This window comes from Sphingomonas sp. MM-1, from assembly GCF_000347675.2.
GTDB lineage: Bacteria > Pseudomonadota > Alphaproteobacteria > Sphingomonadales > Sphingomonadaceae > Sphingomonas_E > Sphingomonas_E fennica.
Genome location: NC_020561.1, coordinates 2,101,258 through 2,126,188 on the forward strand (window position 1 = coordinate 2,101,258; position 24,931 = coordinate 2,126,188).

Annotated in this window: 19 protein-coding genes and 1 pseudogene; 9 read left to right on the forward strand and 11 right to left on the reverse strand. The window is 68.1% G+C overall.

Annotated elements, in window-relative coordinates; all coding sequences use genetic code 11:
- Positions 1-202 precede the first annotated feature (202 nt).
- Both G432_RS10180 and G432_RS10185 read right to left on the reverse strand, forming a co-directional pair.
- Positions 203-436, reverse strand: coding sequence for an arylsulfatase regulator (locus G432_RS10180; RefSeq protein WP_236626754.1), 234 nt, complete (start codon positions 434-436; stop codon positions 203-205).
- Positions 437-656: 220 nt separating this feature from the next.
- Positions 657-1,250, reverse strand: coding sequence for a recombinase family protein (locus tag G432_RS10185; RefSeq protein ID WP_013039114.1), 594 nt, complete (start codon positions 1,248-1,250; stop codon positions 657-659).
- Between the two features lie 139 nt (positions 1,251-1,389).
- On the opposite strand from G432_RS10185, the pseudogene G432_RS10190 reads away from it, so the two are divergent.
- Together G432_RS10190 and G432_RS10195 are read left to right on the forward strand one after the other, a co-directional pair.
- Positions 1,390-4,363, forward strand: a pseudogene (locus G432_RS10190) (Tn3 family transposase).
- A 239-nt stretch (positions 4,364-4,602) separates the two neighbouring features.
- Positions 4,603-5,439, forward strand: coding sequence for a 2OG-Fe(II) oxygenase (locus tag G432_RS10195; RefSeq protein ID WP_015458737.1), 837 nt, complete (start codon positions 4,603-4,605; stop codon positions 5,437-5,439).
- A 61-nt stretch (positions 5,440-5,500) separates the two neighbouring features.
- Here the strand turns inward: G432_RS10195 and holA are convergent, their stop codons facing one another.
- From holA to G432_RS10215, 4 genes are read right to left on the reverse strand one after another with little or no spacing between them, the layout of a single operon-like run.
- Positions 5,501-6,529: a DNA polymerase III subunit delta gene (holA, locus tag G432_RS10200; protein ID WP_015458738.1), complete on the reverse strand. Its 1,029-nt coding sequence runs from the start codon at positions 6,527-6,529 to the stop codon at positions 5,501-5,503.
- Positions 6,526-7,044, reverse strand: coding sequence for an LPS assembly lipoprotein LptE (gene lptE / locus G432_RS10205; RefSeq protein WP_015458739.1), 519 nt, complete (start codon positions 7,042-7,044; stop codon positions 6,526-6,528). The genes holA and lptE overlap by 4 nt, the downstream gene beginning before the upstream one ends.
- A complete protein-coding gene (gene leuS / locus G432_RS10210) occupies positions 7,041-9,560 on the reverse strand; it encodes a leucine--tRNA ligase (RefSeq protein ID WP_015458740.1) in 2,520 nt (839 codons plus the stop codon). The genes lptE and leuS overlap by 4 nt, the downstream gene beginning before the upstream one ends.
- A gap of 13 nt (positions 9,561-9,573) precedes the next feature.
- On the reverse strand, positions 9,574-10,020 hold the full coding sequence (locus tag G432_RS10215; protein WP_041865322.1) for a DUF3576 domain-containing protein: 447 nt from the start codon (positions 10,018-10,020) through the stop codon (positions 9,574-9,576).
- A gap of 301 nt (positions 10,021-10,321) precedes the next feature.
- On the opposite strand from G432_RS10215, the gene G432_RS10220 reads away from it, so the two are divergent.
- Complete coding sequence (locus tag G432_RS10220) at positions 10,322-11,011, forward strand: hypothetical protein (protein WP_015458742.1); 690 nt, start codon at positions 10,322-10,324, stop codon at positions 11,009-11,011.
- Between the two features lie 52 nt (positions 11,012-11,063).
- Here G432_RS10220 and G432_RS10225 read toward each other — a convergent pair whose 3' ends face one another.
- Positions 11,064-11,600 carry a thiamine phosphate synthase gene (locus tag G432_RS10225; protein ID WP_236626755.1) on the reverse strand — a complete coding sequence of 179 codons (537 nt, stop codon included), beginning with the start codon at positions 11,598-11,600 and terminating at the stop codon, positions 11,064-11,066.
- Positions 11,601-11,658: 58 nt separating this feature from the next.
- Between G432_RS10225 and G432_RS10230 the strand changes: the two genes are divergently transcribed.
- The 6 genes from G432_RS10230 (at position 11,659) to ssb (ending at position 20,416) form a co-directional block, all read left to right on the forward strand.
- On the forward strand, positions 11,659-12,348 hold the full coding sequence (locus G432_RS10230) for a YggS family pyridoxal phosphate-dependent enzyme (protein WP_015458744.1): 690 nt from the start codon (positions 11,659-11,661) through the stop codon (positions 12,346-12,348).
- A gap of 12 nt (positions 12,349-12,360) precedes the next feature.
- The gene (locus G432_RS10235; RefSeq protein ID WP_015458745.1) at positions 12,361-12,879 is read left to right on the forward strand and encodes a sigma-70 family RNA polymerase sigma factor; all 519 of its coding nucleotides are present in this window, start codon (positions 12,361-12,363) and stop codon (positions 12,877-12,879) included.
- A gap of 60 nt (positions 12,880-12,939) precedes the next feature.
- Entirely contained in the window at positions 12,940-13,878 is a 939-nt protein-coding gene (locus tag G432_RS10240) for a FecR family protein (protein ID WP_236626756.1), read from the forward strand.
- Positions 13,879-13,919: 41 nt separating this feature from the next.
- Positions 13,920-16,361, forward strand: coding sequence for a TonB-dependent receptor (locus tag G432_RS10245; RefSeq protein ID WP_236626757.1), 2,442 nt, complete (start codon positions 13,920-13,922; stop codon positions 16,359-16,361).
- A gap of 176 nt (positions 16,362-16,537) precedes the next feature.
- The gene (locus G432_RS10250; protein ID WP_015458748.1) at positions 16,538-19,768 is read left to right on the forward strand and encodes an autotransporter outer membrane beta-barrel domain-containing protein; all 3,231 of its coding nucleotides are present in this window, start codon (positions 16,538-16,540) and stop codon (positions 19,766-19,768) included.
- A gap of 96 nt (positions 19,769-19,864) precedes the next feature.
- Positions 19,865-20,416, forward strand: a complete 552-nt coding sequence (ssb, locus tag G432_RS10255) for a single-stranded DNA-binding protein (RefSeq protein ID WP_041864874.1) — start codon at positions 19,865-19,867, stop codon at positions 20,414-20,416.
- Between the two features lie 309 nt (positions 20,417-20,725).
- Here the strand turns inward: ssb and G432_RS10260 are convergent, their stop codons facing one another.
- Genes G432_RS10260 through mnmG form a run of 4 tightly spaced genes read right to left on the reverse strand, consistent with a single transcriptional unit; the run spans position 20,726 to position 24,916 of the window.
- Positions 20,726-21,628 carry a ParB/RepB/Spo0J family partition protein gene (locus G432_RS10260; protein WP_015458750.1) on the reverse strand — a complete coding sequence of 301 codons (903 nt, stop codon included), beginning with the start codon at positions 21,626-21,628 and terminating at the stop codon, positions 20,726-20,728.
- On the reverse strand, positions 21,625-22,419 hold the full coding sequence (locus G432_RS10265) for a ParA family protein (protein ID WP_015458751.1): 795 nt from the start codon (positions 22,417-22,419) through the stop codon (positions 21,625-21,627). The genes G432_RS10260 and G432_RS10265 overlap by 4 nt, the downstream gene beginning before the upstream one ends.
- Positions 22,416-23,057, reverse strand: a complete 642-nt coding sequence (gene rsmG / locus G432_RS10270; RefSeq protein WP_015458752.1) for a 16S rRNA (guanine(527)-N(7))-methyltransferase RsmG — start codon at positions 23,055-23,057, stop codon at positions 22,416-22,418. The genes G432_RS10265 and rsmG overlap by 4 nt, the downstream gene beginning before the upstream one ends.
- Positions 23,054-24,916, reverse strand: coding sequence for a tRNA uridine-5-carboxymethylaminomethyl(34) synthesis enzyme MnmG (gene mnmG, locus G432_RS10275; RefSeq protein WP_015458753.1), 1,863 nt, complete (start codon positions 24,914-24,916; stop codon positions 23,054-23,056). The genes rsmG and mnmG overlap by 4 nt, the downstream gene beginning before the upstream one ends.
- Between the last annotated feature and the right edge of the window lie 15 nt (positions 24,917-24,931).

The following is a 24,931-nucleotide window of genomic DNA, read 5'->3' on the forward strand; positions in this document are numbered from 1 at the left end:
TGAATGTTCGCGACGTCCAGGGCTATTGTAGGTGCTTGCAATCGTAGCGGCGTTTGCTTGCAAACAGAGCCTTTTTTTGCTCGGATTATCTGACAACCGGCTCGGCGATCTGCTCGCGCTATCTGCCAATGTGCTCGCCATCATCCTGCGCTGCTCGCAATCATAAAGGTCTGCTCACATCCCCTGCCAGCGAAACAGGGCGTCAGCGCGGCACCCGGATGGAACCTTCCGCGATCCCCTCGGCGACATTGGAGAGCATGACGGCGTAGCGATGCAAACCGGGGAAGCGACCAGCGTTCTTGTCGATTTCACCGCCGTATCCGGCGTCGAGCAACGCCTTGAAGTCGGGCATCACGTCGAACATGCCGCCGAGCAGATCGATATCGGAGGCCCCGGTAAGCAACAGGGCGTTCGCATGGGCGTCGAGACGCTTCATCGTTTCCAGCATTTCGGTCCTGGTCATCGCATCCTGTCCGCTTGCGGGGTTCCATCGCCTAGCACGACGCGCCGGCCCTGTTCGCGAAAACCTTCCTTTCTGACGACCTCGCGGGCGGGCCATGACGACAACGCATTTCTGCGGCCCGCCGCTTGTCAGAACTGTTCTGGAAACCTGCTTCGCAAAAGGGGTGACTGCACGAAAGTGACTTATCTGCACGCTAAGAGCGAACGGACCGGGAACGCTGGGACTTTGTGTTCTTCTCCGTGGCTTCGAGGGCTTTGTAGAGGGCGGTTTTGCCGATCTTGAGGCGCGCGGCGGCCTCGCGAACTGTGAGGCCGGAAGCGATATGTTCGCGCGCCTTGCGGAGCTTGTCAGGTGTGACCACTGGCCGCCGCCCACCGGGGCGACCTCGCTCGCGAGCGGCCTTGAGGCCTGCATGGGTGCGCTCCCGGATCAGATCGCGCTCAAACTGGGCAAGCGAGCCGAAGATGTTGAACACCAGCATCCCGCCCGAAGTGGTGGTGTCGATGTTCTCGGTGAGCGAGCGGAACCCGATACCTCGCGTCGCTAGCTCGCCGACCTTCTCAATCAGATGGCTCATCGAGCGCCCAAGACGGTCGAGTTTCCAAACCACCAGCGTGTCGCCGCTGCGCAGATAGGCGAGCGCCTCGGCCAGGCCGGGCCGATCGGCTTTTGCACCAGATGCGTGATCGTCGAATATCCGGTCGCACCCGGCCGCGTTCAGCGCGTCGAGCTGGAGTGAGAGCTTCTGGTCTGCCGTCGAGACGCGCGCATAGCCGATCAACGCCACATGCAGCCCAATCCTGTCCGTTTTCCCATCATTATCTGATCTTGTCCGAATCGCCGTTATAGGTCCAGAGTTAACGGACATATTCCTGCTGGCCGCCAGAGGACCGTCTGACGGACACGCAAAGCGAAGGAGATGATGCTTGGCGAGACGGCGACTGGTGAGCCTGGAAATCTGGGCGAGGCATTATGGCGCGCCGCTCGATGAGCGCGAGATCGCGCGTCATTATACGCTGACCAGCGACGACCTGGAAATTGTCGGCCGCCGTCGCGGCGATGCCACCCGGCTCGGCTATGCGATGCTCATGCTATATATGAGATGGCCTGGCCGTGCGCTGGAAGCGGGCGAAGTCCCGCCCGCTCCTGTGCTCGCCTATGTGGCGCAGCAACTCGGCGTCGCGCCGGCAGCCTTCGCGGATTATGCCCATCGGGACCAGACCCGTCGCGAGCATCTCGTCGAAATCCGACGATCGCACGGGTTCAGGATTTTTGACCGCAACGCTTTCCGTGAAGTTGTCGCCTTCTCGGTCCCAATCGCGCAGACCATCATACACCCCGGCCAGATGGCAGACGTCATCGTCGATGAACTCCGGCGCCTGCAGATCCTCCTGCCTTCTCCGTCGATTCTCGAAGCGGTGCTGCGGCGGGCGCGCCAGCAAGCCGAACAGCTTACCTATGAAGTGCTCACGAATGGCCTGCTGCCTGACACCCTTCAGGGCCTGGACGATTTGCTGGCCCGACGACCGGGGCAGGTCGCGACATGGCTATCCTGGATGCGCAATGCGCCACAATCGCCGGCAGCGCGCAACATCCTGCGCCTGATCGAACGGCTCGCCTATATCCGCGCGCTGGGCCTCGATCGCGCCCGTGCCGACATGATCCCGGCTTTGACTTTTGACAGGCTGGCGGACGAAGGCAGCCGCATCACACCCCAGCACCTTGGCGAACTCAATGCCCTGCGCCGCCATGCGACGCTGGCGGCAACCGGCATCCGGCTTGAGGAAAGCCTGACCGACGCCACCCTGACGATGTTCGACAAGCTGTTGGGCAGCATGGCGCGGCCTTGTGGAGAGAGCTTTTGGCATTGGGCCCTCGGCGCTGACGGAGGCCAAGACGGTGCGCGAGTTGCAAGGCCACCTCCGGACGCTCACGGGGTCTTGCCGCCTCCTCATCGACGCGCGCAGCAAGGGCGTGGATTCTCTGGCGCAGATCGAGGCGCTGGACTGGCAGCACTTCGCCGTGGCCGTCGAGCAGGCCGAAGTGCTCGGGCGACCGGAAACCGTCGATCGCACCGCCGAATTGATCGAGCGGCATCGGACGGTGAAGCTCTTTGTCGGCGCTTTTCTCAACGCCTTCGAGTTTCGCGGCGCCGGCGCGGTTCAGGGGCTCCTGTCAGCGCTGGCCATCATCGCGGAGCTATATCGGACCGGCAAACGGCGCTTGCCTGATCGCGTGCCGCTACGCTTTGTGCCGCCCGCATGGCGCCCGTTCGTCCTGCGGGATGGCATCGTTGATCGTGCCGCTTATGAACTATGCGCCTTGTCGCAACTACGCGAGCGGTTGCGAGCCGGGGATATATGGGTCGCGGGAAGCCGGCAGTTTCGCGATTTCGACAGCTATCTCATACCGCCGGCGACCTTTGCGGCGCTGCGCGAGAAGGGGCCGTTGCCGCTCGCCATCGAAACGGATTTCGAGCGCCATATCGAGGAACGGCGCACCAGGCTCGACACGGCGATCGAGCAGGTAACGGTCCTTGCACGGCAAGGGGAGCTGCCCCAGGTTAAGCTTGACGAAAACGGTCTCATCATCTCGCCGCTGAAGGCGGCAACACCGCCCGCCACCGAGATTGCCCGTCGCGCCGCCTATGATCGACTGCCGCGCGTGAAGATCACCGATCTTCTGCTGGAGGTCGATGCCTGGACCGGGTTCAGCGAATGCTTCATCCATCGTCGTTCGGGCCGGGAAGCCGACGATCGCAATGCGCTGCTCACGGTCATCCTCGCCGATGGCATCAATCTCGGCCTCACACGCATGGCGGAAACCTGCCGGGGCGCAAGTCTGCGTCAGCTCGCCCATCTTCACGACTGGCACATCAGCGAAGCCGCCTATGGCGAAGCGTTGGGAAGGCTGATCGACGCCCATCGCGCCATGCCGCTCGCCGCGCTGTGGGGAGACGGCACCACTTCGTCGAGCGACGGACAGCAATTTCATGCCGGGGGCCGTGGGGCCGCGATCGGCGACATCAACGCGCGCAGCGGCAACGAACCAGGCGTTGCCTTCTACACCCATGTCTCGGATCGATATGACCCCTTCGCAAGTCGGGTGATCGCGGCGACCGCTGGCGAAGCGCCCTATGTGCTGGATGGCTTGCTGTATCACCAGACCGGCCTGACGATCGAGGAGCACTACACCGATACGGGCGGGGCATCGGACCATGTGTTCGGCCTCATGCCCTTCTTCGGCTACCGCTTCGCGCCGCGCCTGCGCGACATCAAGGAGCGTCGTTTACACCTCCTTCCCGGCCAAGAATCCGGCCCCTTGCTTGCCGGCATGACGGCCGAACCGATCGCATTGGGTCATGTCGCGGCGCATTGGGACGAACTGCTGCGGTTCGCCACGTCGATCCGCACCGGCACCGTCACTGCTTCGGCAATGCTGCGCCGCTTGTCCGCCTATCCGCGACAGAACGGACTGGCCCTCGCACTACGCGAGCTGGGCCGCCTCGAACGCTCCATTTTCATGCTCGACTGGCTGCGCGACATCGACCTGCGCCGGCGCACCCAGGCGGGCCTCAACAAAGGCGAAGCCCGCAACGCGCTCGCCCGCGCGCTCTTCTTCAACCAGCTCGGCGAACTGCGCGATCGTCGGTTCGAGAACCAGACCTATCGCGCCTCCGGCCTCAACCTGCTCGTCGCCGCCATCATCTTGTGGAACACTCGCTATCTCGAAATGGCGCTGGCGGACATCGGCACAGCCGACGAAATCGCACGCCACATCGCGCCATTGGGCTGGGAGCATATCTCGCTGACCGGTGACTATAGCTGGAATGTTGAAGATCAACCCGATCCGGACGCCTTGCGACCGCTGCGCGCCGTCAACTCCCTACTTGCCGCGTGACGTTCGCTATCCGTTCGCCCTTTCCGTGCAGATACGTCACTTTCGTGTAGTCACCCCCAAAAGCGCTTGCCGGCTACGGGTTTGGAGAGCCCATTGGCACGGAGCGTGAGCACAACGCCCCGTTTGCAAGCAGCGCCGGATGATGGCGAGCACACTGGCAGATAATTCGAGCAGGACGCTCCCCGCCAGTGGCAGAAAGCGTGAGCAGGAAATCAGGCTGTTTGCGAGCACACGCCGCTATGATTGCAAGCGCCTACAGCTATCTGCATTTCGATCCCGAGGAATGCCGCGCCGCCGGCGAGGCGCTGGCGGCGGACTATGCCGCGGCCGATCCCTTTCCCCATGCGGTGATCGACGATTTCCTGGATGCGGATCTGCTGCGGCGGATCGTCGCCCAATTCCCATCCACCGAGGGACGCGACTATTTCAATCGCGCGCAGGAACGGCTGAAATACCAGTTCCATCCCAAGTCGATCGAAAGCGCGCTGATCCGCAACCTGCTGGCCGAGCTGAACAGCGATGCCTTCCTGCGCTTCATCGAGGGGATATCCGGCATCAAGGGGCTGATACCCGATCCTTATTATTCGGGCGCCGGCCTGCATGAGATCCATGCCGGCGGGCATCTTTCCGTCCATGCCGATTTCAACATCCACGGCCGGATGAAGGTGGAGCGGCGGCTGAACCTGCTGATCTACCTCAACGACGACTGGCCCGAGGAATATGGCGGCCATCTGGAATTGTGGGACCGGGGCATGAAGGCGCGACAGAAGGTGATCGCGCCGCTGCTGGGCCGCGCCGTGCTCTTCAACACCGCGCTCGACAGCTATCACGGCCATCCCGAGCCGCTGGCCTGCCCGCCCGATCGGGCGCGGCGATCGATCGCGCTTTATTATTACACCGCCTTCCCGGACGGGGCGGCCGCCGTTCCCGAACGCACGACCGTGTTCAAGCCGCGCCCCGGCAGCGGCGACAAGACCGACTGGCAGGTGCGCGGCCGGCATTTCGTGAACGATTGGGTGCCGCACCGGCTGCAGCCCTGGGCGCGCAAGGTGCTGGGACGCGTCGGCCTGAGCTGATCGGGACGGGCAGAAAGCCCGTGGCGGGGCGATCCGGCCAGGGGGCCGGGCTGGATCCGGGCTAGCGCAGGCGGCTGGCGGCGCGGGCCAGCGCCAGTATCTCGGTTTCCATCGCGATGATCCCCGGCCCGCCGGAGCGCATCACCTGCCGGCCGGTATCGGCCATGCGGCCGAGCGCGGTGGCCAGCGCCTCGGGCGTCCAACGGGTCAGGAGCCGGGCCACCCGGTCCTTTTCCTTCCAGAACACCGCGCGTCCGGCCGGGCCCGCCATCACCGCGTCGATCGACTTGCCCTCGGCCACCTCGGCGCGGAGCTGGATCAGCAGCAGCAACTGGCGCTGGAAGGCGCGGACGATCGGGATGGCATCGGTGCCGAGCGCGATCAGCCGGGAAAGCTCGTCATCCGCGGCGGCGACGTCGCCGGCCAGCGCCGTATCGACGAGGCGGCTGAGATCGCCTTCCTCGCTGTCGGCCCCCAGCCTGTCCAGCGCTTCATGGTCGAGCGGCCTGGGATGGTCCCGATCGGCATCGAGGAAAGCCGCGAACTTGTCCAGCTCCTGCCCCAGCACCGCGCGGTCGCCGGCGCTGGCGGCCGCCAGCCGCCGGGCGACGTCGGGCTCGATCAGCAACCCCATCTCCCGCCCCAGCGCCACCGCGATGCGATCGGCGTCGCGCCCCTCGGGCACATAGCTGGCGAAGGCCATGGCCGCGTCGTCCGCCGTGGCGAGCTTCAGCAGCTTCGAATCCTTCCGCAGCGCGCCGGCGACGGCGACCACGGGATTGCCGGCCCGGGCAAGCGCCAGCAGCGCCTCGACCGCCTCCAATATCTCGTCGCCGGCCGGATCGATCAGGATATGCCGGGGACCGCCGAACAGGGCGATGGCGGCCGCCTCGTCCGCCAGCAAGGCGGGATCGGCCTTCAGCGTGGCCCCGGCCAGCGCCACCTTCTCGGCATCGGCGCCCAGCGCCTTGGCCAGCCGCTTCGCCAACGCGCGCGACGCCGATTCATCGGGGCCGTGGAGCAGGTAGAAACGGATCGCGGGATCGGCGCGGTCCAGCGCCTGCTCGATCTGCCGCTGGCTGGCCTTCATTGCTCCGTCTGGGTGCGCTTGGCGTAGAGCGCGAGGCGGGCGACGATCTGGTCGGCGATCTGGTTGGAGAGATTCTCGAGCGCGGTCTGTTCGGCCGCGATGGTCGCATATTCCGATCCGACCACGTCGATGCCGGCATCGGAGCCGGCGGTGGCATCCAGCAGCACGGCGGTGCCGTCGATCAGCTTGTAGCGGGCGCGCAGCGTCCGCCGCTCGCGCGTCACGGCATTGTCGGTGCGGACGCCGAAGCCGGTGAGCTGGTCGTCCAGCTCGATCTCCAGCCGGTAGCGCTTCTCCCCCGGCCCGCTGGCGGCCAGCCGGTCGTTGATCGCGTTGCGCACCAGCCAGCCGGCCTGCCCCGGAATCGGCGCCACCTCGATATTGGCCAGCGATTGCGCCACCGCGCCCTTGCTGCCGCCGGCATAAAGCGGCTGCAGCCCGCAGCCCGACAGCATCGGCGCGGCAAGGCCGAGCAACGCCAGCGCCAGCAGGGAGGCGGGGCGCGCCGGCCTCATGCGACCAGATTCACCAGGCGATCGGGCACCACGATCACCTTCTTGGGCGTCTTGCCTTCCAGCAGGCGGATCACCTTGTCCGATCCCAGCGCCAGCGCCTCCAGCGCCGGCCGGTCGGTGCCCTTGGGGGCGACCAGCGTGTCGCGCAGCTTGCCGTTGATCTGGATGGCGATCGTCACCTCGTCATCGACCAGCAGCGCCGGATCGGCCTCGGGCCAGGGCGCATCGGCGACGAGGCCGGTTTCGCCCAGCAGGCTCCAGGCTTCCTCGGCGAGGTGCGGCACCATCGGCGCGACGAGGCGCACGATCGTCCGCACCGCGAAATCGCGCGAGGCCGAAGGCTGGGCCTTCTCTATGGCGTTGGCGAGCTCGTAGAGCTTGGCGACGGCCTTGTTGAAGGACAGCGCCTCCACATCCTCCGCCACGCCGGCGATGGTTCGGTGGAGCTTGCGGTCCAGGTCCCTGTCCTCGCCCTCGGCGCCCGCGATGCTGCCGGCCAGGCGCCACAGCCGCTGGACGAAGCGCCACGCGCCCTCGATGCCGGCCTCGCTCCAGGCGAGATCGCGCTCGGGCGGGCTGTCGGACAGCATGAACCAGCGCACCGCGTCCGCGCCATATTGATCGACGATAGGCCCCGGATCGACGACGTTCTTCTTGGATTTTGACATCTTCTCGACACGGCCGGGCGTCACCGCCTCGCCGGTCTCGACGATCACCAGCCCGCCGTCGCGATTTTCCACCTCTTCGGGGCTCAGCCAGCGGCCGTCGGGCGCCTTATAGGTCTCGTGCGTCACCATGCCCTGCGTGAACAGGCCGGTGAAGGGCTCGGCAATGTCGATCCGGCCGATCCGCTTGAGCGCCCGCGTCCAGAAGCGCGAATAAAGAAGGTGGAGGATCGCATGCTCCACCCCGCCGATATACTGGCCCACCGGCAGCCACTGCTCGGCCACGGCGCGATCGAATGGCCTGTCCTTGGGCGCGCTGGCGAAGCGGATGAAATACCAGCTCGAATCGACGAAGGTGTCGAGCGTGTCGGTCTCCCGGCGCGCGGGCGCGCCGCAGGACGGGCAATCGACATTCTTCCAGGTCGGATGGCGGTCCAGCGGATTGCCCGGCACGTCGAAGGAAACATCCTCGGGCAGCACCACGGGAAGCTGGTCCTTCGGCACCGCCACGGGCCCGCAGGCGTCGCAATGGATGATCGGGATCGGCGTGCCCCAGTAACGCTGGCGGGAAACGCCCCAGTCGCGCAGGCGCCACACGGTGGTGCCGCGGCCCCAGCCTTCGCCCTCGGCCCGGGCGATCACCGCCGCCTTCGCCCCTTCCACCGACATGCCGTCGAGGAAGCGGGAATTCACCAGCCGGCCGGGGCCGGTATAGGCCTCGTCGCCGATCGGCGCGTCCGCCTCCTCGGGCGAAGGGGCCACCACCCGTTCGACCGGCAGCGCATATTTGCGGGCGAAATCAAGGTCGCGCTGGTCGTGCGCCGGGCAGCCGAACACCGCACCGGTGCCATAATCCATCAGCACGAAATTGGCGACGAACAGCGGCAGCTTCCACGTGGGATCGAGCGGGTGGATCACCGAAAGGCCGGTGTCGTAGCCCAGCTTCTCGGCGGTCTCGATCTCGGCCGCGGCGGTGCCGGTGCGGCGGCATTCCTCCGAAAAGGCGGCGAGCCGGGCGTCCTGCTCCGCCAGCGCCAGCGCGATCGGATGATCGACCGAGATGGCGGCGAAGCTGGCACCGAACATCGTATCCGGCCGGGTGGTGAACACGTCGAAGCCGTCATGGCCGGCGGCCGGCGCGTCCAGCTTGAAGGTGAAGCGCAGGCCCTGGCTCTTGCCGATCCAGTTTTCCTGCATCAGCCGCACCTTTTCGGGCCACTGGTCCAGCGTGGAGAGGCCTTCCAGCAGCTCGTCGGCGAAATCGGTGATCTTGAGGAACCACTGGCTGAGCTTGCGCCGCTCCACCAGCGCGCCCGAACGCCAGCCTCGCCCGTCGATCACCTGCTCGTTGGCGAGCACCGTCATGTCGACGGGGTCCCAGTTGACCGCCGATTCCTTGCGATAGACGAGGCCGGCCGCATAGAGATCGAGGAACAGCGCCTGTTCCTGCCCGTAATAATCGGGCTCGCAGGTCGCCAGCTCGCGGCTCCAGTCGAGCGCGAAGCCCAGCCGCTTCAGCTGGGCCTTCATCGCGGCGATATTCTCGCGCGTCCAGCTGCCGGGATGGACCTTCTTTTCCATCGCCGCATTCTCGGCCGGCATGCCGAAGGCGTCCCAGCCCATCGGGTGGAGCACCTCATGCCCCGTCATCCGCCGGAACCGGGCCAGCACGTCGCCCATCGTATAGTTGCGCACATGGCCCATGTGGATGCGCCCCGAAGGATAGGGGAACATCTCCAGCACATAGCTTTTGGGCTTGGGGCTGGCATCGTCGGCGCGGAAGGTCTGGCCCTCGTCCCAGGCCGCCTGCCAGCGCTTGTCCGCCGCCTGCGGGTTGAACCGCGTGGTCATGGGGCGTCCGTCCTCAGCCGGCGACCGCGGCGCGGCGCAGGTCGCGCGCCTTGGTGAGGATGATCTCCTCCAGCTTCTGCACCGTCGCCGCCTGGACGGGCGCATCCGCCCACTGGCCGTTCTGCATCACCTGGCGCGAGGCCGCGACCCGCAGCGCATCGGCGCGCAGATCCTGGTCGAGCACCGTCACCGTCACCTTCATCCGCTCGGTGGCGAGCGCGGGGTTCACATACCAGTCGGTCACCAGCACGCCACCATTGGCGTCCGCCTGCACCATCGGCATGAACGACAGGGTGTCGAGCGCGGCCCGCCACAGATAGGCGTTCACGCCGATCGTGGTGACGCGCGAGGCGGCGAGGTCCGTCTTCGGCCGCTCCTTGCCGCCACCGCAGGCGGAAAGCGCCACCAGCGCGGAAAGCGCGGCGGCCAGGGCAAGGGGAGAAACGGACGAGCGGGCCATGAAATAGTCCTTGGAAGGCATATGGTGTCGCGGGCCGTTATAGATGCTCCCGTCCGCCCCGCAAGCGCGGCATGCGGGGCGGAATCCGTCCGCCGTGCGGCGGCGCGCTTGCGTCGCGCGGGCGCTTGGCCGGGCGGCGGGATGCTGGCATGCCCGCGCCGCGCCCTCCCCGGGTTGTGGAGTTGGTGCAACAGGCCGTGGGAATTTGCAGACGAGTGGTGGAACCCGCCTGCCCGTTCATGTTAGGCGCAAGTTGCAGGGAGAGTATGCAACCGTGTCTGTGAGTCGCAAAACTGCTGGATTGGCGGGGGTCGCTGCGGCGGCCTGCGCCCTGGCGTTTGCGCCCGCGATCGCCGCGTCGGTCAAGCCCGCGAAACAGCGGGCGCCGGCCATCAGCCTGACGGCGCCGGGGAGCCTCGGCTCCTTCACGCCCGCCGCCGCCAATCCGAAGCTTGCCGCCGCCTTCAACGGCGCGGGGCTGTCGGGCGGCGGGGTCGGCGGCGCCTTCCGCTTCACGCCCGCTTCCTCCGCCACGAATCGCCGGGGCGTGACGGTGGCGGTCCGCGCCCGTGCGACCACCAAGGAAGAAGCCCAGCGCCTGGCGATCACGCCTTCCACCAGCATCACGCCGACCGCCTATAATCTGGGCGTCGCGGTGGGCTGGAAGCGCTTCGCCCTTTCGGGCGAGGTCGCCCGCGTCGATGGCGGCCTGCTGCCGGGCCGCGAGGCGGTGGATGTCGGCGTCAGCTATAACGCGCCCAAGTGGAGCACCAAGTTCCAGCTCGGTGCCGATCGGCCCACCGACGTCCGATCCGGCCTGATCGGCGTGGATGAGGCGGTCTCGGCCGATCTCAGCGGCTCCTACGCGATCACCCGCAATCTGGAGGTCACCGGCGGCGTCCGTTACCGCCTCCAGCGCGATCGCCTGTCGATCGAGGATGACCGGCGCGACAGCCAGGCCGTCTATATCGGCACCGCCTTCAAGTTCTGATCGCCCGGATAGCGCCTGATCGCCGGGCGGTGCGGAGCTTCCGCACCTGAATTCAGCCCTTCGCCGCTCCGATCCCCTGAGAATCCGGGCCCGTAAAGGCATCGATCCCCGCCCAGCCCGATGCGCCCAGGGCGCGCAGCCGCCGGTATCGCGGCGCATCCATGCCACCCAGGGCAATCACCGGAAGGCGGTCGCGCCCGGCCAGCAGGCCGAAGCGCACCGGCCCCAGCGCACGGGCGCCGGGATGGGATCGGGTGGCGAATGCGGGGGACAGGAAGACCAGGTCGGCCCCATGCCGCGCGGCGGCGGCCTGCTCCACCGCATCATGCGCCGGGGCGGTGCGCAGCAGCGGGCGCGCGGCAAAGCGGTGCGGGGAGCGGCCATGCGCGCCGTCCGCCTTCCAGGCAACCGCCTCGCGCGGCGATCCGGCCAGCACCAGCACCAGCCCGCGCGCCCGCGCGATCCGGCGGACGCGCTCATAGATGGCGCGGCGATCGGGCAGGCCATAATGGCGGAAGACGATGCCCGCCCCGCGCGGCAGCCGGCCGAGCGCGGTCCACAGCACCTCGCCCATCCGCGCATCGGTCATCAGCCAAAGGCGCGGGCAAGGCTGGCGGCAAGTCATGCGGCTCCCTATAGCAGCGACCATGGTTCCACACGAAGACTCCAGAGACGATGATGGCCTGCCGGCGCTTGAATCGGTGCGCGCGCGCATTGCCCGCGCCGCCCGCGTCGCCGGACGCGACCCTTCCGAGATCGAGCTGATCGCCATTTCCAAGACCCAGCCGGTGGACGCGATCCTCGCGCTCGCCGCGCAGGGCCAGGCGAGCTTCGGCGAGAATCGGGTGCAGGAGGCGCAGGCGAAGTGGCCCGCATTGCGGGATGCGGTGCCGGGGCTCCGGCTCCACCATGTCGGCCAGCTCCAGTCGAACAAGGCCGACGATGCCGTCGCCCTGTTCGATGCGATCCACGGCGTCGATCGCCCGTCGCTCGTCACCGCGCTCGCCCGGGCGATGGAGCGGGCCGGCCGCCGGCCGGATTGCTTCATCCAGGTCAATATCGGGGAGGAGCCGCAAAAGGGCGGCTGCGCGATCGCCGATGTGCCCTCGCTCCTCGCCGAGGTCCGCGCGGCGGGGCTGCCGCTCGCCGGGCTGATGGCGGTGCCGCCGGCCGATACGGAGGCCGCGCCCTATTTCGCGCTGCTGGCCAAGATCGCCCGCGATCATGGGCTGGCCGGCCTCAGCATGGGCATGTCGGGCGATTATGAGACGGCGGTGATGCTGGGCGCCACCCATGTCCGCGTGGGCACCGCCCTGTTCGGCGCGCGATTGGGCTGATAGCAAGCGGCCATGCGGAACAGCGGCGGCCTCGAAACGGTTTTTCTCGAGAATCGCGATCGGCTGCTTCGTTTCCTCGCCGCCCATGGCGCCGGCGAAGGCGCGGAGGATCTGCTGCAGGAATTATGGGTCCGCATCTCGGCGGCGCCGGCCGGGCCGGTGGCGCAACCGCTGGCCTATCTCTACCGGGCGGCCAACAATCTGATGGTCGATCGCCATCGCGCGCTCCGCACGGCGGAACGGCGCGACCATGAATGGAGCGAAGCCACTGGCGCCACGGTGCCGGGGGTTTCGGACATGCCGGGCGGCGAGCGGACGCTGATCGCGCGGGAAAGGCTGCGCCAGGCGGAGGCCGCGCTGGCGGCGCTGGGGACGCGGGCGGAAACCGTGTTCCGGCGGCATCGGCTGGACGGGGTTTCGCAGCGCGAGATCGCCATGGAGCTGGGCGTCAGCCTCTCCACGGTCGAAAGCGACCTGCGCCGCGCCTATCGCGCGATGATCGAGCTCAGGAGCCGTCTCGATGCCGAATGAAACGGGGCTGAGGCTGGCGGCATGTGATTCCGTCTACAGGGCGTGGCAATGATGGATGACATGACAATGCGCGAAGCGGCGCTCGACTGGCTGATCCGCCAGCGCGATCCCGCGTTCGGCGAATGGGAGGCGTTCGGCGACTGGCTGGCCGCCGATCCCGATCGCGCGCGCGTCTATCATGAACTTGCCGCCGCCGACGCCGATGTCGGGGAATGGTTCGCCGCCGCGCCGCCGGCGGCCGCGCCTGTCGAAGCCCCGCCGGTCGCCAATCCGGTCACGCGCCGTCGCTTCGGCGGCTGGCTGGGCGGCGCCATCGCGGCGTCGCTGGTCGCGGTCTCCGGCTATACGGTGCTGCAGAACCGGGCCGATCCCTACAGCATCGAAACCGCGCCCGGCGAACGGCGCAGCATCGCGCTGGCGGATGGCAGCCAGGTGGACCTGAACGGCGGATCGCGGATCACCCTCGATCACCGCAACCAGCGCATCGCCACGCTCGATCGCGGCGAGGCGCTGTTCACCGTCGTCCATGACGATCGCCGCCCCTTCATCGTCCATGCCGCCGGCGCGGAATTGCGCGACGTCGGCACGGTGTTCAACGTCGTCAGCGATCGGGCCGGGCTTTCGGTCGCGGTCGCGGAGGGCGCGGTGGTCTATAACCCGCGCGGGGAATCGGTGGAGCTTGGCGCCGGCCGCACGCTCCATGCCCGCGCGAACGATTCGGTGGTCACGCTGGGCACGGCCGATCCCGCCGCGATGGTGGCGTGGAAGCAGGGCCGCCTGATCTATGACGGCACCCCCATCGGCGTGGTGGCGGAGGATATAAGCCGCAATCTCGGCCTGCCGGTTTCGGTCGCGCCCGACGTCGCGGCCCGGCCCTTCCGTGGCGTCATCGCGCTGGACGGCCAGCGCGATCGCTTCCTGGAGCGGCTGGGGCCATTGCTCGACGTCCGCATAGAACGGGGCGGGAAGGGATGGGTTCTGACCGCCAAGCAGAAGTGAGCCGCTCCGCGCCTTCATGGATGATGCTCCCGGCGTTGCTGATGGCGGCGCCGGCCGTAGCCGCGTCCGCGCCGTCCGTTTCGCTCCAGATTCCCGCCGGGCGGCTGGGCGATGCCGTGGCGGCCCTGGCCGGGCAGGCCGGGGTCAGCGTCAGCGTGCCCGATGCCGCGCTCTGGGCGCGGCCGGTGCCGGCGCTCAACGGGCGGATGACGGTGCGCGATGCGGTGCGGCGGCTGGCCACCGCGGCCGGCGGCCGCGCCGTCGCGCTCCCCGGCGACGGCTGGCGGATCGTCGCCGCGGCGCCTGCGGCCGCGGCCCGCCCCGCGCCGCAAAGGGCGCCGGCGGCGGCTCCCCCGCCCGCCCCCGCCCCGGAAAGCGGCAGCGACATCATCGTCACCGCCAGCAAGCGCGATGCGCGGCTGGGCGATTATCCGGCCACCGTCAACATGATCGACGGGCGGGATCTGGCCTTCGGCGGGGAAGGCGGCACGGATTCGATCCTCGCGCGGCTTGCCAGCCTGTCCTCCACCCATCTTGGCGCGGGGCGCAACAAGCTGTTCATCCGGGGCATCGCCGATTCCAGCTTCACCGGCCCCACGCAGGCGACGGTCGGCCAGTATTTCGGCGACGTGCGGCTCAGCTACAACGCCCCCGATCCCGATCTGAAGCTCTACGACATCGCCCAGGTCGAGGTGCTGGAAGGCCCCAACGGCACGCTCTACGGCGCGGGATCGCTGGGCGGCATCATCCGCGTCGTCCGCAACGCGCCACGGCCCGGCATGCTCGAAGGCGCGCTCTCGGCCGGCGCCAGCCTCACCCAGCATGGCGATCCCGGCGCGGATATCGGGGGCATGATCAACCTCCCGATGGCCGACGACAATATGGCGCTGCGCCTCGTCGGCTACGGTGTCACCGAAGGCGGCTATATCGATAATCCGCTGCTCGACCGGAAGAACGTCAACCGCACCGATACCTATGGTGGCCGGGCCACGCTGCGGATCGCGCCGGGCGATGGCTGGACGATCGATATCGGCGCCACCTATCAGGACATTCACGGCGCCGACAGCCAATATGCCGATCGCGATGGCCCGCGCCTCACCCGGTCCACCCGGGTCGACCAGGGTTTCGACGGCAGCTATGCGCTCGGCGATCTGGTGGTGACGAAGGATTGGGACGATCTCCGCCTCGTCTCCTCCACCGGCATCGCCCGCCAGAAGCTGGGCGAACGTTATGACGCGACCGTGCCCGACGGCCCCGCCGACGACGGCACCGCGATCAACCGGCTGTGGCCGCTGCTCGCGGTGCGGGTCGCGGGTGTCACCGAAGGCGTGCCGATGGCCTTCACCCAGCACAATAATACCCGCTTCTTCTCGCACGAGACCCGGCTGTCGCGGCCGACGCGCGACGGCTTCGGCTGGGTGGTGGGGGCAAGCTATCTCGACAATCGCGCCAAGCTCCGGCGTTCGCTGGGGCCGGACGGGCTGGCGGTCCCGCTGACCGGCGTGATCAACCGCATCCGCGAATATACCGCTTATGGCGAGGCGAGCGTGGAGGTGCTGCGCGATCTCACCTTCACCGCCGGCGGCCGCGTCACCCATTCCCGCCTGTCGGGCGAGGGCGTGGACATCGCGCTCCCCTATCTGGCGCCGGAAAATCAGGACGAGGGCACCGCGCTCCAGCTTGCCGCCGCCAATGCGCGGCTACGCGCGGCGCGCGGCGAAACCAACGTCTCGCCCTCGCTCGCCCTGTCGGCGCAGCTTATGCCCGATCTCGTCTTCTTCCTGCGCTATCAGGAAGGGTTCCGCCCCGGCGGCCTGGCGATCGAGGACCAGTTCGTCCGCCGCTTCAAGGGCGATCAGGTGAAGACCTGGGAAAGCGGCTTCCGCCACGGCGGGCCGGGCGATGCCTTCATGCTCGCGACCAGCTTTTCCTACACGCGCTGGCAGGACATCCAGGCCGACTATATCGACGCCACCGGCCTGCCCACCACCGCCAATATCGGCGACGGCCGGATCTATTCCATCGCCGCCAATGCCGGCTGGCGGCCGTTCGCCGGGCTCGGCATCGACGCCGCCATCATCTACAATGACAGCAAGGTCAGCGATCCGGCGCCGGCCATCACCCTCGGCCGCCTGTCGCAGCTTCCCAACGTGGCGGAATGGTCCGCGCGCGGCGGCGTGGACTATCGCGCGATCCTCACCGACGATCTCGATCTCCGGGTCGGCGCCAACCTCCGCTATGTCGGCCGGTCGCGGCTGGGCGTGGGGCCGATCCTGGGGGAGGCGCAGGGCGACTATGTCGATACCGCGCTCAGCGTCCGCATCGGCCGGCCCGATCTCGGCGTCACGCTCACCTTGACCAACCTCGCCGACGCGGTCGGCAACCGCTTCGCGCTCGGCACGCCCTTCCTCATCAACCGTATCGACCAGATCACGCCCCTGCGGCCGCGCACGGTCCGCCTCGGCCTCGACGCGCACTTCTGAGCAGGCCCCACGCGGAAATCCGCTTTCCGCGCATTTCCAAATACTCATCAAAGACGATTTCTGTGGCGCACGATCAAGGTTCCGTGCTTTCGGCACCGTCTTCGCCATGACGGCCGGTCTCGTCTTCTATCCCGGAGACGAAGAATCCGCCGCGAGGGAAAAGGGAAAGTTCTTCGATGCGCAGCCTTCTTGCCACGACCTGCCTTACACCGCTCGGCCTCCTCATCCTGGCCGCCCCCGTCCAGGCCGAAACCACCATTGGAGACAAGCGCACGGCGGGCGTGGCGACGGCCACCGTCAATTCCGGCGCCGCCGACGACATCAAGATCAGCAGCGCCGGATCGATCGTCCCCACCGCCAGCGGCGCGGCCGTCACCGTCAACAGCGCCAACAAGGTCACCAACGAAGGCGCGATCACCTTCAGCGACGTGAACGACGCGACCGGCATCCTCGTCAACGATGGCATGACCACCACGATCACCAACAGCGGCAAGATCACCATCGACGAAACCTATGCGCCCACCGATACGGACAAGGACGGCGACCTCGATGGTCCGCTGGCGCAGGGCAGCAACCGCTTCGCCATCCGCACCGCGGGTGCGATGACCGGCAATATCGTCAACGGCGGCACCATCGCGATCGAGGGCAATAATTCCGGCGGCATCGTGCTGGGCGGCACGCTCACCGGATCGCTCACCAACAGCGGCTCGATCAACGTGATCGGCGACAATGGCTACGGCATCCGCACCCGCGACGTGAGCGGCGATGTCCGCGTGCAGGGCGCGATCAACGTGCAGGGCGCCAATTCGGTGGGCCTCGCCGTCGACGGCAATGTCGGCGGGGCGATGGTGGTGCAGGGCGCCATCACGGCGACGGGCTATCGCAGCACCTCGGTTTCCGATCCCAGCAAGCTCGATGCGGACGATCTGCTCCAGGGCGGGCCGGCCGTGCGCGTCGCCGGCAACGTCGCGGGCGGGATCGTCTTCGCCGCCCCGCCCAAGGACACCAATCCCGACGACAAGGATGAGGACAAGGACGGCATCGAGGATTCGAAGGAGGGCACGGCCGCCATCACCTCCTACGGCTCCGCCGCGGCGGTCGAGATCGGATCGGCCGCGCAGGACGTCGCCATCGGCGCCGTGGCGGGCAACGCCAACGGCCATGGCCTCGTCGTCGAAGGCGCGATCGCGGGCAACGGCGTCTTCGCCGGCATCGACGGCAATGCCATGGTGATCGGCGGACAGGGCAAGGCGGTCACCATCGCCGGCGGGATGACGGTGAGCGGCACGATCACCGCCACCGGCGCCGGGGCGGGATCGTCCGCCACCGGCCTGCGCATCGGCAGCGGCGCCACCGTGGCCGAGATCCGCAACAGCGGCGGCATCGGCGCGGGATCGGGCACCGGCGCGGAGGGCAAGGCCACCGCGATCCGCATCGATGCCGGCGCCAATGTCGGCACGATCCGCAACAGCGGCCAGATCAAGGCCTCGGCCGGCGGTGCGGACGGCGCCGCCACCGCCATCGTCGACAAGGCCGGCACCGTCACCCTCGTCGAAAATAGCGGCTCGATCGTCGCCACCGGCGCGCTCGCCACCTCCGATCGCAACGTCGCCATCGATCTGTCCGCCAATAATGGCGGCACCACCGTGAGGCAGATCGCCGCCGCCCAGGGCGCCGCCGCCCCGGCCATCCAGGGGGATATCCTCTTCGGCGCGGGATCCGACACGCTCGACATCGCCGACGGCGCGGTTTCGGGAACGACCCGCTTCGGCGCGGGCGCCAACCGGCTCCAGCTTTCGGGCGACGCCGCTTATGCCGGCAAGGCGGAGTTCGGCGCGGGCAATGACGTCATGGCGCTGTCCGGAACGTCGATCTTCAGCGGCACCGCCGATTTTGGCGGCGGGACGGACAGCCTCACCCTCAGCGATACCGCCCGGTTCAGCGGCACGCTCGCCGGCTCGCAGGGGCTGGCGGTGAACGTCGCGGGCGGCACGCTCGATCTCGCCAACACCGGCACCGTCGCCCTGGCCTCGCTCAACGTGGGCGGCACCGGCGCGATCCGCGTCAACGTCGATGGCGCGGCGGGCACCGGCACGCTCTACCAGGTCGCGGGCGACGCCAGCTTCGCCGCCGGATCGAAGGTGGTGGTGAAGCTCGCCAACGTCTCCGATTCCGAAGGCGTCTACACCTTCCTGCGCGCCGGCAGCGTTACCGGCGGCGATCAGCTCGCCTCGGCCGATACGGCGCTGCCCTACATGTTCAAGAGCAGCGTGGTCGCCGGCGCCAACGCCAACGAGCTGGCGATCGACATCCAGCGCAAGAACGCGACCGAGCTTGGCCTCAACCGTTCGCAGGCCGCCGCTTATGACGCGGTGTTCAAGGTGCTGGACAAGGACGCCAAGATCGCCGGCGCCTTCCTCGACATCGCCGATGGCGATCGCTTCCGCCGCCAGCTCCGCCAGATGCTGCCCGATCATGCCGGCGGCACGTTCGAGGCGGTGACCTCCGGTTCGCGCGCCAGCGCCCGCATGCTCGCCGATCCGCGCGCGCCCTTCGCCGATCAGGGCGGCTGGGGCTTCTGGCTGCAGCAGGTGGCCTGGGGCACGTCCAAGAGCCTGGGGGATACCGCCTCCTACGACATCACCGGCTGGGGCGCCTCCGGCGGCGCCGAGGCCAAGACGGACGGCTTCGGCAATTTCGGCGTGTCGCTCGCCTATCTCTACGGCAAGGATGCCGATGGCGGCACGGACAACGAGGTCCAGTCCAACCAGTTCGAGCTGGCCGGTTACTGGCGGGCCGATTTCGGCGCCCTCCACACCTTCGCGCGCGCATCCGGCGCTTATGTGAAGTTCAAGGGCCGGCGCGATTTCGCCGGCACGTTCGGGGACGAGGAGGTCACCCGCCAGACCAGGGGCAAATGGAACGGCACGCTCTTCTCGGCGGCGGGCGGCGCCTCCTACGAGATGCAGTTCGGCCGCGTCAGCGTGCGGCCGGTGGGATCGATCGATTATTACCGCCTGCATGAGAAGGGCTATGACGAAACCGGGGGCGGCGATGCCTTCAACCTGATCGTCGACAGCCGCACCAGCGACGAGTTCGCCGCCAACGGCACCGTCGCCGTCGGCCTGAACTTCGGTGGCAAGGATCCGGACGCCGGCTGGTTCCGCACCGAGATCGAGGGCGGCCGCCGCCAGATCATCGGCGGCAAGCTGGGCAGCACCACCGCCCGCTTCCGCGATGGCGAGGCCTTCACCCTGGTGCCGGAAGACCGCACCAACGGCTGGGTCGGCCGCCTCAGGCTGCTCGGCGGCAATAGCGGCTTCACCGCCGGCGGCGAACTGAGCGCCGAGGAACAGCAGGGCCACGCCGCCATAGCCTTCCGCGCCTCGATCAACATCGGTTTCTAGGCTCCCCGATCCCGCCCGTGCCGCAAGATGGAACGGGCGGGATTGCAGCGCGGGCTCCCGATGCTTAGAGCAGGCGACTGTTATCGGGAGACGGACATGGCTGGCAGCGTGAACAAGGTAATTCTGGTCGGTAATCTCGGCCGCGATCCTGAATCACGCAGTTTCCAGAATGGCGGCAAGGTGGTGAACCTGCGCATCGCCACCTCCGAAAGCTGGAAGGATCGCGCCACCGGCGAACGGCGGGAAAAGACCGAATGGCATTCGGTCGCGATCTTCAACGAAGGCCTCGCCCGCACGGCCGAGCAATATCTGCGCAAGGGCAGCAAGGTCTATATCGAGGGCCAGCTCCAGACCCGGAAGTGGCAGGACCAGTCCGGCCAGGATCGCTATTCCACCGAAATCGTCCTCCAGGGCTTCAACGCCCAGCTCGTCATGCTCGACGGGCGCGGCGAAGGTGGCGGCGGCGGCAGCCGGGGCGGCGGTGCCGGCGGCGGCTGGGGCGATGACGATCCCGATTACGGATCGACCGGCATGGGCGGCGGTGGCGGCTTCGGCGGCGGCAACCGGGGCGGCAGCCCGGCCGGCGGCGGCGCGGCGCGCCCCTCCAACCCGTTCGACAACGATCTCGACGACGACGTTCCCTTCTGATCCGCCTCCCTGCGATCGGCTGAGCGGGTCCCGCCCGTTCGAAATCCGGCGAGCAAACCAGTGAAGTCCAGCGCGCACTAGCCCCGAATGCGGCCTTCCGCTTCCGGGGCGGTGCCCGATTGAGCGGGCGAGCCGGCGGCGGGAAGCAATCGGCGTTCCCGGCGTCGAACGCCCGTCACGCGCCGGCGTCAGGCCGGACGATGGCCTGCCCGCCGCGACCGGCGCCCCACAGCAGCATTATATTGCGACAGGCCGCGCCAAGGCGCCCGATCCACGCGGATCGGCCGGATCAACCGCCGGAAATGCCTGTCAGATCGGTTCGCCGCTCAGCCGCTGGCAGACCATGTCGAGCTGGTCGAGCGAGGAATAAGCGAGCGTCACCGTGCCCCCCTGCCCGGCATGCTGGATCGAGACCTTCAGCCCCAGCATGTCGCCCAGTTGCCGCTCCAGCGCCGCGATATCGGCATCGTTGCCGGCCTTGGGCTCGATCTGGGCCGCCGCCCGGCCCGTGGCGCCCTTGGCCTTGCGCGCCAGCCCCTCGGTGTCGCGCACGGATAGCCCCCGCTGCACCACCTCGCGCGCGAGGGTTTCGGGATCGGCGGCGGTGATCAGCGCGCGGGCATGGCCCATGGAAAGCGCGCCATCGGCCACCATCGTCCGCACCGGCGCCGGCAGGTCGAGCAGGCGCAGCAGGTTGGCGACATGGCTGCGCGATTTCGCCACCAGCCGGCCCAGCGCCTCCTGGGTATGGCCATAATCGCGGATCAGCCGGCTATAGGCTTCCGCCTCTTCGATCGCATTCAGGTCCTCGCGCTGGATATTCTCGATCAGCGCGACTTCCAGCGTCTCCGCCTCGCTGAAATCGCGAATGATGACAGGGACTTCGTGAAGCTGCGCGCGCTGCGCCGCCCGCCAGCGCCGTTCGCCGGCGACGATCTGGAAACCGGTGCCGTGCGGCCGCACCACGATCGGCTGGATGACGCCGCGCGCGCGGATCGACTGGGCGAGTTCCTCCAGCGCTTCCTCGTTGAAGCGGCGGCGCGGCTGGCCGGGATGCGGGCGAATGGTGGCGACGGCGACGATCTGCACGCCGGGGGCGCGCTGCTCGCCATCGGCGGCGATCGGCTGTTCGCGCGCGGCCTCCCCCAGCAGGGCGGAGAGACCGCGGCCGAGGCCGGATGGACGGCGGCGGGCGGCCGCTTCCTCGCTCATGCCGCAACTCCGGCGCTGGCGGCGATCTTGGGCAAGCGGGCGATCAGTTCACGTGCCAATGCCATATAGGCTTCCGATCCAGCGCAGCGATAATCGTAGATCAAGGCGGGAACCCCATGGCTCGGCGCTTCGGAAAGGCGGACGTTGCGGGGAATGACCGTCTGGAACACCACCGGCCCCAGCGTTGCCCGCACATCCTGCGACACCTGTTCCGACAGGCGGTTGCGGCGATCATACATGGTGAGCGCGATACCGAGGATGCGCAGCTCGGGATTGAAGCGCGCGCGCACGCGTTCGATGGTGGTGAGAAGCTGGCTCAACCCTTCGAGCGCGAAGAATTCGCACTGGAGCGGCACCAGCAGCGATTGCGCGGCGACCAGCGCGTTGACAGTGAGCAGCCCCAGCGAGGGCGGGCAATCGATCAGGCAGATGTCCCAGCGGCCGGCCGGCGCCTCCGCCAGCGCGGTATCCAGGCGATGGGTGCGGTTGTCGAAATCGATAAGCTCGATCTCCGCCCCCGATAGATCGACGGTCGCGGCGATCAGATCGAGGCGCGGCACCTTGGTGGCGATCACGGCTTCGGCCACGCTGGCGTCGCCGGTGAGCAGTTCGTAGGAGGAGCGCACCCGCGCCGCCTGATCGACGCCGAGGCCCGTGGAAGCATTGCCCTGCGGATCGAGATCGACCAGCAGCACCCGCGATCCCGTGGCGGCGAGCGCGGTCGCCATGTTGATGGCCGTGGTCGTCTTGCCCACCCCGCCCTTCTGATTTGCGATCGCAATCCGGATCATCGCGCTTTCCCTGGCCTGATGGTCTTGGGCCGGACATCCGTGGCAACGATGACACCGGCTTCCGGATCGGTGACGCTCGGTTCGATCCGGAACGCACCCTGCCATGTTATCCGCGCGGTATCCAGTTCCGCCTGCGCGCTCCGCCCCTTGGGGAGCACCCAAATCGTATCAGGCGTGGCAAAACGGGCGGCGAGCGGCAGCAGCCGGTCCAGCGGGGCGAAGGCCCTGGCGCTGATCGCGGCGAAGGGCCGGCTTTCGATCTGCTCCAGCCGTTTGTCGATCACCGTCACGCGATCGGCAATGCCGAGGCGCTCCGCCGTCCGGGCCAGGAAGTCCGCGCGGCGGCGGCGCGATTCGACCAGGGTGACGGGAAAATCCCCCATCGCCGCGATCACCAGCCCCGGAAAGCCCGGCCCCGATCCCAGATCGATCCAGGGGCCGACCGGCGCATGGCGCAGAAGCTGGGCGGAATCGACGATATGGCGGGCCCAGATTTCCGGGATCGTCGCCGCCGATATCAGATTCTGATGCTCGTTTTCCGCAATGACTTCGGCCACGAAGCGTTCGAGCCGGTCAGATGTTTCACGTGGAACATCGAAATTGGCGGACAGCCAGCGCCGCGCCTCATCTTCGGTCATGCCGCCGCCCGGCGCCGGGCGTGGACGAGGATGGCGGCCAGCGCCGCGGGCGTCACCCCCCTCACCCGGGCCGCCGCCCCGATCGACGACGGCCGGGCCTTGCCTAGCCGCTCGACCATCTCGTTGGAGAGGCCCGGTATCCCGGCGAAATCCATGTCGGCCGGCAAGGCAATGCCGTCGTCCGACTTGAGCCGCTGTATCTCATCCTCCTGCCTGGCGAGATAGGGCGCATAATGCGCATCGGTGCGGAACTCCGCGATGATTTCGCCGTCGATATCGGCAAGCGCGGGGCGAAGCGCGAGAAGCGTGTCCGGCCCGACACCGGGGAAGCGCAGCCATTCGCCGAGCGATCGCACGCTCCCGTCGCGCGTCACCTGCGCACCGGTATCGGCGATGCGATCGGCCGAGAGCTGCTCGGTCGTCGCTTCCTCCAGCCGTTCGCGCGCGGCCATCCGGCTTTCGAACCAGGCGCGACGCTCGGGCCCCACCATTCCGGCCGCGATCGCCGCGCCGGTCAGCCGCGTCGGCGCATTGTCCGCACGCAGGCGCAGGCGATATTCGGCGCGCGCGGTCAACATCCGATAGGGTTCCGAGGCGCCATGCAAGGTCAGATCGTCGATCATCACCCCGATATAGCTTTCGGTGCGATCGAAGCGCATCGGCTGCGTGCCACCGGCAAAGGCTGCCGCGCTCATCCCGGCGACGAGGCCCTGCGCGGCCGCTTCTTCATAACCGGTCGTCCCGTTGATCTGCCCGGCAAGGAACAGGCCCTCCATCGCCCGCACCGCGAGGCCGGAATCGAGCGCGCGCGGGTCGATATGGTCATATTCCACGGCATAACCCATCTGCACGATCTCGGCGCGATCGAGCCCGGCGATACTCCGGACGAGGGCGGTCTGCACATCTTCCGGCAGCGAGGTGGAGATGCCGTTCGGATAGACGAGATGCGTGTCCAGCCCTTCCGGCTCGAGAAAGATCTGATGCCCGTCGCGATCGCCGAAACGGACCACCTTGTCCTCGATCGAAGGGCAATAACGCGGCCCCTGCCCCTCGATCACCCCCGCGAACAGCGGCGAGCGATCCAGGCCGCCACGGATGATCGCATGTGTCTCGGCATTGGTGCGGCTGATCGCGCAGAAAAGCTGGGGTGCGACCCGGCCCTTGCCCAGCGGCGACATCGCCCACGGATCGGCATCGGATTCCTGCCGATCGAGCGCCGCCCAGTCGATCGTCCGGCCGTCGAGCCGGGGCGGCGTTCCCGTCTTGAGGCGGGCCATCGGCAGGTCGAGCGCGCGGAGCTGTTCGGCGAGCGGCACCGATGCCCCCTCGCCCACCCGCCCCCCGGCGACATGACGCATGCCGAAATGGAGGCGGGCATTGAGGAACGTGCCTGTCGCCAGCACCACGGCGCGGGCAGCGAGCATACGGCCGTCGGCCAGCACCAGCCCTTCCACCCGGCGCCCCTCCGGCCCGCCGAGGCGAAGCGATGCCGCTTCGCCCTCGACGATCTCCAGCGAGGGCAGGTCCGCCAGAAGTTCGTGGATGGCCGCGCGATAGCGGACCCGATCGGCCTGCACGCGCGGTCCCTGGACGGCCGCGCCCTTGCTGGCATTGAGCATGCGATAATGGATCGCCGCATGATCGGCCGCGCGCGCGATCAGCCCGTCGCAAGCATCGACCTCGCGGACGAGATGGCCTTTGCCCAGGCCGCCGATGGCGGGATTGCAGGACATCGCGCCGATCATGTCGCGCCGCATCGAGACCAGGGCGACGCGCGCGCCCATCCGTGCGGCGGCAGCGGCGGCCTCCGTGCCGGCGTGACCACCGCCGACGACGATGATGTCAAAGCTATCGGGCATGCGGCCCGCTAGGCC

Bases quoted from the DNA above. Each gene is read 5' to 3' on its own strand.
- G432_RS10180 (WP_236626754.1), bottom strand. From the start codon at position 436: ATGAAGCGTCTCGACGCCCATGCGAACGCCCTGTTGCTTACCGGGGCC.
- G432_RS10195 (WP_015458737.1), top strand. From the start codon at position 4,603: ATGATTGCAAGCGCCTACAGCTATCTGCATTTCGATCCCGAGGAATGC.
- holA (WP_015458738.1), bottom strand. From the start codon at position 6,529: ATGAAGGCCAGCCAGCGGCAGATCGAGCAGGCGCTGGACCGCGCCGAT.
- lptE (WP_015458739.1), bottom strand. From the start codon at position 7,044: ATGAGGCCGGCGCGCCCCGCCTCCCTGCTGGCGCTGGCGTTGCTCGGC.
- leuS (WP_015458740.1), bottom strand. From the start codon at position 9,560: ATGACCACGCGGTTCAACCCGCAGGCGGCGGACAAGCGCTGGCAGGCG.
- G432_RS10215 (WP_041865322.1), bottom strand. From the start codon at position 10,020: ATGGCCCGCTCGTCCGTTTCTCCCCTTGCCCTGGCCGCCGCGCTTTCC.
- G432_RS10225 (WP_236626755.1), bottom strand. From the start codon at position 11,600: ATGACCGATGCGCGGATGGGCGAGGTGCTGTGGACCGCGCTCGGCCGG.
- G432_RS10230 (WP_015458744.1), top strand. From the start codon at position 11,659: ATGGTTCCACACGAAGACTCCAGAGACGATGATGGCCTGCCGGCGCTT.
- G432_RS10235 (WP_015458745.1), top strand. From the start codon at position 12,361: ATGCGGAACAGCGGCGGCCTCGAAACGGTTTTTCTCGAGAATCGCGAT.
- G432_RS10240 (WP_236626756.1), top strand. From the start codon at position 12,940: ATGACAATGCGCGAAGCGGCGCTCGACTGGCTGATCCGCCAGCGCGAT.
- G432_RS10245 (WP_236626757.1), top strand. From the start codon at position 13,920: ATGGCGGCGCCGGCCGTAGCCGCGTCCGCGCCGTCCGTTTCGCTCCAG.
- G432_RS10250 (WP_015458748.1), top strand. From the start codon at position 16,538: ATGCGCAGCCTTCTTGCCACGACCTGCCTTACACCGCTCGGCCTCCTC.
- ssb (WP_041864874.1), top strand. From the start codon at position 19,865: ATGGCTGGCAGCGTGAACAAGGTAATTCTGGTCGGTAATCTCGGCCGC.
- G432_RS10260 (WP_015458750.1), bottom strand. From the start codon at position 21,628: ATGAGCGAGGAAGCGGCCGCCCGCCGCCGTCCATCCGGCCTCGGCCGC.
- G432_RS10265 (WP_015458751.1), bottom strand. From the start codon at position 22,419: ATGATCCGGATTGCGATCGCAAATCAGAAGGGCGGGGTGGGCAAGACG.
- rsmG (WP_015458752.1), bottom strand. From the start codon at position 23,057: ATGACCGAAGATGAGGCGCGGCGCTGGCTGTCCGCCAATTTCGATGTT.
- mnmG (WP_015458753.1), bottom strand. From the start codon at position 24,916: ATGCCCGATAGCTTTGACATCATCGTCGTCGGCGGTGGTCACGCCGGC.